Origin of the sequence: Pseudoalteromonas sp. XMcav2-N (assembly GCF_024124545.1) — a bacterium.
In the GTDB taxonomy this organism is placed as follows: domain Bacteria; phylum Pseudomonadota; class Gammaproteobacteria; order Enterobacterales; family Alteromonadaceae; genus Pseudoalteromonas.
On the sequence record NZ_JAMXSF010000027.1, the window covers coordinates 1 to 12,605 of the forward strand.

Annotated in this window: 11 protein-coding genes and 1 pseudogene; 7 read left to right on the forward strand and 5 right to left on the reverse strand. The window is 48.6% G+C overall.

The window, feature by feature from the left end; all coding sequences use genetic code 11:
* Positions 1-237 (forward strand): annotated as a pseudogene (locus tag NH568_RS22790) (transposase); the annotation flags it as partial.
* A 1,307-nt stretch (positions 238-1,544) separates the two neighbouring features.
* Here the strand turns inward: NH568_RS22790 and NH568_RS22795 are convergent.
* Positions 1,545-1,952 carry a HEAT repeat domain-containing protein gene (locus NH568_RS22795; protein WP_253110695.1) on the reverse strand — a complete coding sequence of 136 codons (408 nt, stop codon included), beginning with the start codon at positions 1,950-1,952 and terminating at the stop codon, positions 1,545-1,547.
* 385 nt (positions 1,953-2,337) lie between these two features.
* Between NH568_RS22795 and NH568_RS22800 the strand changes: the two genes are divergently transcribed.
* The 5 genes from NH568_RS22800 to NH568_RS22820 all read left to right on the forward strand — a co-directional run bounded on the left by NH568_RS22800 (position 2,338) and on the right by NH568_RS22820 (position 9,408).
* The gene (locus NH568_RS22800; protein ID WP_253110697.1) at positions 2,338-3,585 is read left to right on the forward strand and encodes an HlyD family efflux transporter periplasmic adaptor subunit; all 1,248 of its coding nucleotides are present in this window, start codon (positions 2,338-2,340) and stop codon (positions 3,583-3,585) included.
* A 10-nt stretch (positions 3,586-3,595) separates the two neighbouring features.
* Positions 3,596-4,303, forward strand: a complete 708-nt coding sequence (locus NH568_RS22805; protein ID WP_253110699.1) for an ABC transporter ATP-binding protein — start codon at positions 3,596-3,598, stop codon at positions 4,301-4,303.
* The gene (locus NH568_RS22810) at positions 4,300-6,687 is read left to right on the forward strand and encodes an FtsX-like permease family protein (RefSeq protein ID WP_253110701.1); all 2,388 of its coding nucleotides are present in this window, start codon (positions 4,300-4,302) and stop codon (positions 6,685-6,687) included. The genes NH568_RS22805 and NH568_RS22810 overlap by 4 nt, the downstream gene beginning before the upstream one ends.
* Positions 6,688-6,748: 61 nt before the next feature.
* Complete coding sequence (locus NH568_RS22815; protein WP_253110703.1) at positions 6,749-8,116, forward strand: sigma-54 dependent transcriptional regulator; 1,368 nt, start codon at positions 6,749-6,751, stop codon at positions 8,114-8,116.
* A gap of 2 nt (positions 8,117-8,118) precedes the next feature.
* Positions 8,119-9,408, forward strand: a complete 1,290-nt coding sequence (locus tag NH568_RS22820) for an ATP-binding protein (protein ID WP_253110717.1) — start codon at positions 8,119-8,121, stop codon at positions 9,406-9,408.
* An 8-nt stretch (positions 9,409-9,416) separates the two neighbouring features.
* On the opposite strand, the gene NH568_RS22825 is transcribed toward NH568_RS22820, so the two are convergent.
* The 3 genes from NH568_RS22825 to NH568_RS22835 all read right to left on the reverse strand — a co-directional run bounded on the left by NH568_RS22825 (position 9,417) and on the right by NH568_RS22835 (position 11,729).
* Positions 9,417-9,929, reverse strand: coding sequence for a lipocalin family protein (locus tag NH568_RS22825; RefSeq protein ID WP_290444430.1), 513 nt, complete (start codon positions 9,927-9,929; stop codon positions 9,417-9,419).
* 479 nt (positions 9,930-10,408) lie between these two features.
* Positions 10,409-10,744, reverse strand: a complete 336-nt coding sequence (locus NH568_RS22830; protein WP_138544280.1) for a zinc ribbon domain-containing protein YjdM — start codon at positions 10,742-10,744, stop codon at positions 10,409-10,411.
* Positions 10,745-10,859: 115 nt separating this feature from the next.
* Positions 10,860-11,729 carry a LysR family transcriptional regulator gene (locus tag NH568_RS22835; RefSeq protein ID WP_253110719.1) on the reverse strand — a complete coding sequence of 290 codons (870 nt, stop codon included), beginning with the start codon at positions 11,727-11,729 and terminating at the stop codon, positions 10,860-10,862.
* 94 nt (positions 11,730-11,823) lie between these two features.
* On the opposite strand from NH568_RS22835, the gene NH568_RS22840 reads away from it, so the two are divergent.
* Positions 11,824-12,330: a lactoylglutathione lyase family protein gene (locus NH568_RS22840; protein WP_253110721.1), complete on the forward strand. Its 507-nt coding sequence runs from the start codon at positions 11,824-11,826 to the stop codon at positions 12,328-12,330.
* A gap of 31 nt (positions 12,331-12,361) precedes the next feature.
* Here NH568_RS22840 and NH568_RS22845 read toward each other — a convergent pair whose 3' ends face one another.
* Positions 12,362-12,556 carry a hypothetical protein gene (locus NH568_RS22845; protein ID WP_253110723.1) on the reverse strand — a complete coding sequence of 65 codons (195 nt, stop codon included), beginning with the start codon at positions 12,554-12,556 and terminating at the stop codon, positions 12,362-12,364.
* Positions 12,557-12,605: the final 49 nt, after the last annotated feature.

Consider the following 12,605-nt stretch of genomic DNA (forward strand, 5'->3'; position numbering starts at 1 on the left):
CTGGTCGAGCTCACAGGCCGATGCATCCGAGCTGACAAACGAGGTCACATCAGCGAAGTCCAGCCTATCCTCGCCAGATTGCAAATTGAGCCCGAAAACTGGCTAAAACTCACCACGCAATTTACCAGAGTTTTCCATGGTGCAGTCGGCAGGCGTCATGCTATGAATGAATACTGTGCACATCTGCAGAAAAGGCGACGTCCTAATCTATCTAATTGTGAACAATTATTGGGTTAGACTTACCATTATCCTAACTTCAAGTGATGACTGTCGCACACAGGCAGCACTTGGCCGTGCCTAAAGGTTGAACTAACTTATTTTTTAGCAAAAACTCCCCATCCATGAAGGCGCCTCTCGGGTTTCGCACCTTTTTATTCGACATAGTTCTCGCCCCATCAATACAGAACCGCTGCTACTAGCTGCTGCTATGTTCTTTGTCCTGGTAATGCTGGGTGTCTATGTTCTCTCCTGTCTGTGATCCCTCGCAAGTTGAACCTGCCCCGGTGTCTGTGATCCCCGTAACGCAGGGTGTCTGTGATCCCCGTAACGCTGGGTGTCTGTGATCCCCCTCTGTTCCCAGTACTCCCTTCATTTTCGCATTTCGCTCTTTCTTTTCTTTAACACACCCAACACCGTTGCCTGGGGAGCCCCAAGATATTCAAAATCAATGTGATGGACACGAACGGCATTATTTGATCTAATTTATTTCGCCAAAAGCTAACTAAATAACAACACCATCGTGGACGATATGATCAGAAAAAACTGCCCTCAATTACATACCAGATGGGAGAAATCAAAATAAATTCATCAGATACGGAAAATTCATCAGACATCCATACCAGGCAGTTTGTATTTATAATTGTGTAAATAATTCCAATGAGTTATTTATCAGCTGCGTAGTTTTTTGTATTGGCCTATCAAGATAATCCCGGCCCAAACCAGAGAAGCTAACGATAAGGCGTACAGAAAACTAAAAAAGCCAAAGAAACCGCCGACAATTAAAGCGGCTAGGCCAACAAAAAACGACACGAGTGTCACTTTCGTGACATTCGGAAATTTCACAATGGATACAGCACCACACACGAGAGTGACCAATCCAGTTAAAGCCAGAGCACTCATCACCAGGGCTGTGAAACTTTCCAGAGCTGAATGACCAAATACCATAAGCCCTAAGAGGCACAAAAACCCCCAACCAATAGTCGATGGAACAATTAAAGCACTGAGAAGTAACTTTGGAGCTACATTCGCCACACAGTTTATAATAAGCAAACCAGCCTACAACTATCAGAGTTAAAATAACGAGCAACCAAGCTACAGCTAATGCTTCTATTTGAAACTGAAAAGGTGAAGCAAAGCCATTGAATTCTTTTTGTGCAAATGAGCAAGAGCCCGACCCGAGTCGATTCTGAGTGAATGTCCCTCCGCACAAGTTCACGGTTAATGAGCTTACAACAGTTAAGATGAATATTGTTAAGGTACACATAATGGCTTTTGCTGTGTTTTCAGCATCACCCCTACATAATACAAATTTCACTTATGCTCTATCACTTGTGGCTACCATTATGAATTCTCTCCGATGCTTTATCAGAAATTTCACTCCATGTGTCGTTAAGGAGCAAGGTGAGCACCTTCAGTGTCGCTTTTTTATGTCGCGCGATAGACATGCGGACAGCCTCGTCTGAATCGACTGCTAGCTTGAGCATAAGCGACTCTTTGAGTTTATTTTTTCTCGCAACCATGATGCGTACCCGATTTTCAGGATGATCGGCAAGCATTTCAAGTATCTCGCAGGGTACTGTTTTATTTTGTGCCACCCAAACGGTCATATCAGGATAGTTTTCAATAACTTTAATCCACACTTCGAGCGAGGCCTCGTCATGTGCCGCACGAGTATATTCTTCTTGTTTCTCACTCATTCTAAGCCTGACAAACTCCTTCGCACTTTCAATCATGATTGCCCTCTAAACCCAAGTTCTAACTAATTCCTAAGTATATATTTAGCATCAAAATGACGGATACATGAGATTCCAACTTGGAAGCGCACCAACTTTTAGGTGACTGCCGATTTACCTTCGTTATTAACCTGGCCGAATTTAGCCCCCGTTAAGCTGTACGTGTAAATTCTACTCAAGAACTGTTGCAGTTTATCAGAGAGGTACAAAACCAATGAATGTCACCCAGACTTCTTCTCCCATTTCCAAAAATCGCAATTTCAAATCCACAAATTGCTACGCCTCCCCTACACTCAAAAAACACACAAAACCATAAAATACAATAAGTTAAAAATTGGCATATGACTTGTAATGCCTATCCCCAAATGCCCACAGAGGAAATGGTATGGACATACAGGTCGAACAGAAAAATAACATAAAAGTCAACTGGTTGTGGCTGGGTGGCATCGCTTTGGTCATCATTGTGACTGGCTGGATGGTTGCTCAGCCAGCTGCGCAGGCGTCTTTGCCCGCAGAGAATGCCTGGATTGGTACAGTCACGCAAGGCGATTTGACTATTTCAGTGGCGGGGTTTGGTCAACTTAAGTCGCGCACGCCGCGTCTGGTCAGTGCGGCCAGTGAGGCCACGGTTGAGGAGATTTTGCTGCGTCCGGGTACTGAGGTCACGCCCAGCAGCGTGATTATGAAGCTAAAGGATGCCAGCCTTTCCCAGTCGCTTAAAGATGCAAAACGAGCACTTCAACAGGCCAAAGATCAGTATTTACAATCCGATATTAATCAACAGCGGGAAATGCTGTCGCATCAAGCCAGCCTGGAGATCTTAAAGTCTGAACTGGAAAGTGCTGAACTCGAGGTCTCTGCGCAGGCTGGGCTGGTTGAAGATGGTGCCGTGTCTAAGCTGGATTATCAGCGCACCGTACTGGAGCACCGCCAACTTAAGCGGCGCATTGATATCGAACAGCGCCGTATCGCTCAGCTTAAAACCTTACATCAAGCCAATTTACAACTGGCCAACTCCGATATAGAAGCCGCCGAAGAGGCATATCAGTTAATTCAGCACCGGGTAGACCAACTGACTGTGCGTGCGGGAATCACTGGCGTTGTGCAACAACTCCATGTGGAACTGGGGCAAAGTGTGCCGCTGGGCGCGCAACTTGTGCTGGTTGGCAGCACCAAAGATTTATATGCTCAGCTGCAAATCCCGCAGGCCTATGCTGAACAAATTAAACTTGAGCAGTCGGTACAAGTGAATACCCGTGCCGACTTTATTGCTGGCACTGTCTCGCGGATCAACCCTATGGTGCAAAACGGCAATATTGAAGTCGAAGTGGCCCTGCCTGCCGAGCTGCCCGACAGCGCCCGGCCCGAGCTAAACATTGAAGGAACTATACATATCAGCACCCTTAAGGATGCGCTGTATATCGACAAACCCGTTGGTGCCAAGGCTTTCAGCACTGCCACTTTGTATCGTATCGAACCCAATACCCAACAAGCACACGCCATTGAGGTACACTATGGCGCCCAGACCGCACAGTATATTCAGTTGCTATCCGGCGCACAGCCAGAGCAGCGCTTTATTCTGTCGGATATGGCATCCTATCGGGACGAGCCGGTCGTGTACCTGAGTAAATAAGGAAACAACAATGAACAACCAATGCGTTATTGAACTCACAGATATCACCAAACACTTCCTGCTCAGTGGCTTAGAAACACAAGCCTTACGGGGCGTAAACCTGCGTATTAACGAAGGTGAGTATGTCTCTATCTCAGGCCCATCTGGATGTGGTAAGTCGACACTGCTCAATATTTTGGGTCTGCTGGACACGCCGACTGGCGGTCGCTATCAGATTGCCGGTAATGATGTCAGCCAGCTCAGTGTCAACCAGCGTGCTACTTTAAGAAACAAGCACATTGGCTTTGTCTTTCAGTCATTTAACCTGATTGATGAGCTGAATGTGTTCGACAATCTGGCACTGCCTGTTAAGTACAGTGAACAGCCTTTAAGCGGCTCACAACTTAAAGAACGCGTTATGCAGTGCCTGGAACTGGTGCAAATGACCCACAGGGTAGATCATCAACCCAATCAACTCTCCGGTGGTCAGCAGCAGCGCATTGCCATTGCCCGAGCACTGGTTAACAAGCCTGATATTCTGCTCATTGATGAGCCCACCGGAAACCTGGACTCAAAAAATGGCGATGCCGTTATGCAGATGCTGCACGACTTAAATGCACAAGGCACCACCATGTGTATGGTAACGCACGACCCCAGATATGCTGATATGGCTGGTCGTAAGCTGTTTTTGCTTGACGGGGTGATGGTCGACGAGGTCAATCTGGAGATGGTGGGATGATCAAAGAAGAACTTAAACTGGCCGCCTCCAACCTGAAAAAGTTGCCCGGCTTTAGTCTTACAGTGATCCTCACACTTGCGCTCACGCTTGCTGCGCTGTGTGTGGTGATCAATATCAATCACAGGTTACTAACCAAACCCCTGCCCTACCCTAACGCCGACACCTTATGGGTCACCGACCAAAGTGAAACCATTAATGGCGAAACCCAGTATGGCTTTCAGATGTTACCCACTCAGTTTCTGATCCATCAGGATCAGCAGTTTATTGATGAAATGGCGATGCTACATCTGACATCACCGCGTCTGATGGATGTGGACCAACGCCCCACGGTTGATATTCTCCGTGTCTCTCCGGAGTTCTTCTCTTTGCTGGGCGTCCCTATGCATCTGGGTCGCGCGCTGAACAGCAATGAAAGCGTAAGCGATGAACAAAAGGTACTCGTGCTGAGCTATCAGGCCTGGCAGGACAAGTTTAACGCCGATCCTGAGGTTATCGGGTCCTTCACCCAGCTCAACCGGGTTGCCTACGAAATCGTCGGGGTGACTGCCGCTGACTTTGAAGTGCCTGAAATTTTCAGAAGCTTTGCCATCAGCGGATTTAGCAGTTTTCCTGAGGCGCTTAGCACCACTAGTCACTGGAACAGTATCAGCAGTCAGTTTAATGGGATTGCTCGTTTTAAGCCGGGCGTAAACCCTGAACAGGCGAACCATTCGCTTGGCGAACAAATCGATGCCTTATATCAGTCTCGTGACAATGTGGCACCCGACACTGCCATTGGTGCCCGCTTTACACCGCTACGCAGCAGGATCATCGCAGAGAGCGACACTCTGGCTCTAAGCTTGTTATTTTCAGCCGCGGTGCTGGTGTTGATCGCCCTGACCAATGTAACTAACCTGTTTTTGTCTCGTGGTGCCCAGAAACAAAGAACGATGGCCATTCAGGCAGCGCTGGGTGCCAAACCACAACATATTTTTATCAGTATGTTTTGTGAAAGTATCTTGTTGATTGGCGCAGCAACGGTTTTAGGATTGCTGGCCGCGGAGTGGCTCAACGTGCTACTGGCCGACGACCTGAGTTACCTGTTTACTCGCATGCAATCCTTATCGCTTGATGCGCCAACCGTGATTGTTGCAGTCTTGCTGGCACTGATCATAGCCTTGGTAATAGCGGCCATCACCAGTAGCCAGGTCAACTACCAGGCCCTGACCAACGCCCTGCATGCCAGCGGTAAAGGCACCGGTGCACAGATCTCAGCCCGCACTCGCCATATTCTGGTTGCACTACAGGTGATGTTCGCCAGTCTGTTGTTATTTTTGGCTGCCAATAAACTAGTGCCTGCTTATCAGGAAATGACACACCCAACCGGGTTTAACACCGAGCACCTTTATTACGCCCGCGTCGATGGCAGCGCTACCGAAATTGATCCGTTTGAGTTGTCCAGACAGGTTAAAAACACCCTGGGCACACAGGCCAATATTGAAACGGTTGCGGCCAGCGCCACCTCACCACTGGCCATGGGCTGGAAAAACTATCTATACGACGAAAAGGTTGAGCTGATCGGGATCATGAGCCTGGCATTTTTTGATCAGGATGCCTTCACCGCCCTGTCATTGCCAATCATGCAAGGCCGCAGCTTCACGCCTATCGCAACATCCGGTGAAGACAATAATGAGATTGTGCTCTCCGACTCTCTGGCCAGGCGCCTGTATGGCGAAACCAGCCCACTGGGTCAGACGCTGTATATCGATCAGGAAACGCCCAGACAGGTGGTTGGCATTGTTGGTGACGTGTATGTGCCTACAGGCCCTTTAGGGTACGAGCTGGAACGCTATTATGTGCCTCTTACCGAAGGCAGCAATGCGTTTATTATTAAAGCCAGTGGACCGCTGTCGCACTCGCAACTGGGCAACGTCTTAAAGGACATCCATCCGACCTTAAACTTCTCGGATTTCAGGAAAGTGGATGATATGCTCAGTCAGCGACTCAGACAAACCTGGCTGCAGGCCATGCTGACAGTAGCACTGCTTGTACTGACACTTAGCCTGGCTGGCGCAGGCATTTACGGTGTACTCACATACAGTGTCCAGATGCGCCGCTACGAACTGGGCATTCACCTGTCTTTGGGTGCGCATACACATAAGCTGATTGCTATGATTGTAAAACAGAGTTTTGTGCCCATATTCACCGGCCTGGCTATGAGCCTGTTGTTTGCCAGTCTTGGATACCTGCTGTGGTCGCGTATTGGCAATGGACCTGTCGATGTAAACTGGCTGGCTGTTGTTAGCAGCATTCCGGTTATGCTACTGGTTGCGCTAATTGCAAGCTACCTGCCGGTGCAAAAAGTGATCCGCCAGGACCCTATCCGGGCACTGAGAAATGAATAACCATTCTAATAAAAAGTAAATGAGGAAATGCAGGCGTCGAAAGGCGTCTGCCAGTTTAACCATGCAAGGCACCGTACTTATCGTTGATGACAAGGCTGATATTCGCCTGAGTCTTCATATACTGCTGAAAAATAGCGGCTTTACCACCATTCAATGTGACACCCTGAGTGCTGCGGCACAGGCTCTGGCACAGCACTCAATCGATCTGGTGCTGCTCGATATGAATTATGAGCTGGATACTACCTCAGGTCAGGAAGGGCTTAACTTCCTCTCAGAGCATGCGGCGCAGACGCCATCCAGCCCAGCATTTATTGCCATGACAGCCTGGTCCAGTGTTAATCTGGCCGTCGAAGCCATGCAACGTGGTGCAGTGGATTTTTTTGCCAAGCCGTGGGACAACCACGCTGTGCTGATGATAATCAAAAAGCATCTGGGGCTGCGACATATGGCCCATGCCAGACAGGCCGTCGTTCCGGTCTTGCAAAAGGCGCCCGCCGAAAGACCCCTGCTGTGGATCAGCCCGCAAATGCAGGCACTTAAAAAGCAGCTGGACCGGGTCGCCCCGACCAGCGCCAATATCCTGTTGCGAGGCGAAAACGGCACAGGAAAATCCCAGGTTGCACAGTACCTCCACCAGCAAAGCCTGCGAACAGGTAAGCTCGTCAGCGTTAACATGGCGGCAATCCCGGATACCTTGTTTGAAAGCGAGCTGTTTGGTCATGTCAAAGGCGCATTCACCGATGCCAGGCAGGACCGCGAAGGCCGCTTCAGTCAGGCAAGCAGCGGCACTTTATTTTTAGATGAAATCGCGACGCTAAACGAATCTCAGCAGGCTAAGTTGTTACGGGTGCTGGAAAATGGTGAATACGAACCAGTCGGCTCCGACACAACCTGTCACGCAGATTGCCGACTTATTAGCGCTACGAATGCAGATCTCGATACTCTGCAAATGCAAGGAGCATTTCGTCAGGATCTGTATTTCAGGCTCAATACCATCGAGCTGACACTACCACCTCTGAGACAACGCAGTGACGAAGTTATTCCGCTCGCCGAGCACTTTATATCGATTCACGCACAGCGCTATGAACTGCCCGAAGCGCCCTTATCAGAGTGTGCCCGTAAAGTACTGCATGCCTATCACTGGCCGGGCAATGTGCGAGAATTAAGCCACATTATGGAGCGGGCGGTACTGATGTGTGACGAGGCCGAGATCACTGCCAGTCAGCTGAACATCAAACCAGCCAGCAGCGAGCTGAACAGCCCGGTAAACGAATTGGTCACGCTGGAGCAAGCCGAGCAGAAACTAATCAAAATGGCACTCACTCAGTGTCAGGACAACGTCGAGGAGGCGTCAGCATTGCTGGGGATCAGCAAAAGTGCGCTGTACCGCCGCATGGACAAATTTAGCATCAAAACCCGGCAGTCTTAACCGTGATTAAATTAAATTACGAACACTTTGTTTCTGGATTTTTCCTGATAGTCTGGTTGCTGTTTGCCTTGCTCAGCACCGCACTGCTGCTCAGCCTTGGTAGTGGCTGGCTGGGCGTGCTTACCAACTGTGTTGTGGTACTTTGCCCCGCTGCGCTACTGCTACACAGCATTAAAACCCGCGTTGTTCAGCCCTTTTATCATCTGACTAACACAGTCGAGGCCATGCGCTTAGAGGATTATGGGCAACGGTTTTATACGCGCGATCAAAGCGGCATTCTGGCTCAGCTACAAACAGAAACCAGTCAACTGTGTGAGCATTTGCAGGCATATAAATCGGCGCGGGATCATCAGGCCATCTTGCTGTTTCGGCTGATTGAACAACTGCCTAGTCCCATTGTCGTGTTTGATGAAAGTAATGCTCTGGTTCATGCCAACGAGGCCTTCTCAAACTGGACTGGCAAACCCTGGCAAACGCAACGACTAACCAGGGCACACCAGTTTAGCTTGGTACAGTCTAATGATCAGTGGCAATTCAGTCATCCATCACTGGCTCAGCAATGGCAGATCCGTCAAAGCCAGATCCCTATTAATGACAGTCATGCCCACTTATTAATCCTCACCGATGTACAGTCGGTGGTGAGTCAGGCGCAGCGTGACGCCTGGCAAAAGATGATCCGTATTCTGAGCCATGAGATCCACAACTCACTCTCCCCCATCAAGTCATTGGCACAGACATTACAAACCCTGGAGCCAGGTAAAGGCACTCAGGCTGATTTCGAGCAGGCCTTGATGGTGATTGTACAGCGCAGCGATGGGCTGATGTCGTTCGTTAATCGCTATGCCAGTGTTGCAAGACAGCACCAGCTAGACCCCAAAGTGATCACCATAAGCGCCCTGCTGACTCCAATGCAGGCTTTATATGAGCCGCGGGTTTGCTGTACAGTTGAACAAGAATTCACACTACCAGTAGATGTCAGCCTGATGGAGCAAGTGCTGATTAATTTGATTACCAATGCGCTTGAGGCCGGTGTACAGACGGCTGCTGTCACCATTACTGCCAGTAAAACAGCACAATACGCCTTTATTGATATTCTGGATGAGGGTCAGGGCATTAGTAATCCCGATAACCTGTTTGTGCCTTTTTATACCACCAAAGCAAATGGCAAAGGCATTGGGCTGGTACTGTGTAAAAACATTATTGAGCAGCACAACGGTCGCCTGACACTGGTTAATCGCACTGACAGTTCCGGTGCCAGAGCCCGTATTCAGCTGCCATTGGCTCAGAGTTGAGAAAGATATTACTGCTCAACAAAAATCAGTGACTTGGTATCAAAGCCACGTTCTGAGGCCATACTGACAAACTTGTCGATAATGGCCTGATCTACTTCCGGAGTTCTTGAGAGCAGCCACAGAAAGTCGGTATCGGGGCCAGATACAAATGCATACTGGTAATTTTGATGGTCCAGCTCAAACACCACATAGGCACCGTAAAACGGACCAAAAAACGAGACCTTCAGATAGGCTTCATCGTCCTGGTTGACAAAAAACGCTTTGCCCTCGGCTTCGCGCCACTGATTTTCTTCGGCGTTAAAGCCACGATTAATGACCTTTACGCCGCCATCTTCACGCATACTGTATTGCGCCGTTACACGAGAAAGTCCGCGTTCGAAGGAATGATCCAGTCTGGCAATTTCATACCACTTACCAAGGTAACGGTTCAGCTCAAAATTATTAACGGGCTGCACGCCCTGTGGCATACCCAGACAACTGCTGAGAATAAACGCCATCATGATAATTAGCAGTGTTTTCAATGTGTGTTCCTTGTATAACCTAATGCAGGTAGTACGATCAGGAAATAGCGCAGGTTCACTGCTTTGTGCGCTTTTTTCGACGTTCCGCAATCCAGTAATACACATTGTAGCTGGCACCGGCAATGCAAATCAGAGCGATCAGTAAAGCCGGCACAAATATCAGCAACATATTGGCTTTAAACCCGGCAATTGCTATAACGCAACAAATTGCACCTATGATAAGTTCAATGGCAACCGTTTCCCAGTCCAATCGTATTTGAGCGGCTGACTGTTTTCGCTGCGTAGTGATTTACTTTGAATCCCATAACCGTCCTCCTTACTAACTGGTAACCACTATAACATAACTAACAGTCAGGAAAGTCCAGGGGGCTGGGATCCGTCAATCCCGTGTCGTTGCACGGGATCACAGAGGGAATGTCGAAATGACCGAGGGGATGTTGAGATCCGTCAATCCCTGCCCCCGAGCAGGGAAAGAACAATCAGGCTTTTTTAACGAACTTAGCAGTCACCATCATTTCGCCTACGCCGTCGACCTTACAATCCAGTTCGTGGTCTTTTTTGTCCAGTACACGGCGGACCAACGCTTTAGTACCAATTTTAATGACCTGAGAACTCCCTTTGATTTTCAGATCTTTAATTACGGTCACTTTATCGCCGTCGGCCAGCAAAGCACCGTTCGCATCTTTCACTTTTACCACGTCGTCGTCATTGACTTCGTTAGGATTCCACTCATAGGCGCATTCTGGGCACACCAGGTTGCTTTGATCCTGATAAACGTATTCAGAATTACATTTTGGGCAAGGAGGTAAAGACATGCTTACTTACTACTTTTTGATTCATTTGGCTGCATAGTAATGGCTCAGTCCCAGATGTGCCAGTACTAAGCCAATATTTATTGATTTAGTGCAGCCATAAATAATATAACTGGCCTTACAGAGTGGTTTTAGCATGCTCAATCACTGTGTCGACTCTGGCAGGCAAGATGCCACGTTTGGTCGTACACAAATATATAGTTTCACTCACCGGATGAGCGAGCGTATGCACCTTTATCTGCTCATGCCTGGCAAATGCCTCAACTGCGTAGGCAGGCAAAACAGTAAACCCCAAACCCCGGCTCACAGGCTCCAAAATCAGGCTTATCTGGTTAGAAAACCCTTTGCGCTCAAATTCACTACAGTGCCGGAACTGCATGTAATTAGCGCTGAGCAATAGCTCGGCATGATGTGCACCATCGGGGTGATCAATAAAGCCCAACGATAACAACATTTCCCAGTCTGGCTGATTTACCTCAGCGGGTGTCACCAATAATAAAGGTTCTGTGGCGATCACCTCGCTGATGATATCGGCCGATTTTGCCTGCACTGTTGTGAAACCTATATCTGCATCGCCACCAGCCACGGCTTTTTCAATGGCCTGATTAGGTGCAAACCTGTGGTCGATTATAAGTTTAGGGTGACACGCCTGTAGTGCCAACAAATGTGGATACAACCGAAGCCCCACACTGCCCGGTGACATCACTTTGACTTCCCCCTCAAAAGCCGGATCTTCTCCTATACCAACCTCAAGATCCGATAAGCTTTGCAGTATGTGTTGTGCCTGTATACGCAGTCGTTTGCCAGCTTCTGTCAGCACCACTTGTTTGCTGTCACGCAGCAGCAAAGGAACACCCAAATGCGCTTCGAGCTTCTGCACATGCTGGCTCACACCCGATTGCGTCATATGCAGCTGCTCAGCCGTTCTCGTGAAGTGTTCGACTTCGGCAAGGGTACAAAATGTTCGTAGCCAGCTGTTATTTATCATTACAAAATATGTTTATCGAGATAATTTTTAATAATTTTACTTGATGATTGAGTGTTTGTAACCTGTTCATCATTCAAACAGAGGAGAGTATTCTATGAGCCAGGTTTACCCACGTAATTTTTCGCATATCGGCATTTCGGTCCCCGACCTGGAGAAAGCCGTTGAGTTTTATACTCAGGTAATGGGCTGGTATGTCATTATGGCACCGACTGAAATTATTGAAGATGACAGCGCCATAGGTGAAATGTGCACCGACGTATTTGGTCCGGGCTGGAAACGCTTTCGCATAGCGCACCTGTCTACCGGCGATCGCATTGGCGTCGAATTATTTCAGTTCGACAATCAAACCAACCCCGACAACAATTTCGAATACTGGAAAACCGGCGTTTTTCATTTCTGTGTGCAAGACCCCGATGTAGAAGGGCTGGCGGATAAAATAGTGGCCGCAGGTGGTAAAAGGCGTATGGAAAAACCCCGCTATTACTACCCGGGCGAAAAACCTTATCGCATGATTTATATGGAAGACCCGTTTGGTAACATAGTCGAGATATACAGCCACAGCTATGAGTTGATTTACAGCGCAGGCGCCTATCAGGAATAACAATTTGCAGGGCTGAACCTGCCGGCCCTGCTTACTTACCGGCTTGCTTGTTGGCGCCCCAAAGCGCAACGCTCAGCGCCATGCCAGCTCCAGCGCACGGAGCAATGGTAAAAGCCAGAATGTCAAATGCGACCCCAAAAGTCACCCCCATTGCCGTACCGACCCCTGCACCAACCGCAATGTACAGGCCCGGGTGAGGTCCTGATTCGACTTGCTTGTCTGCCATATTTATTTCCTTATTCTACGTCTGAGTTGGTTTAATTTTATACACACAC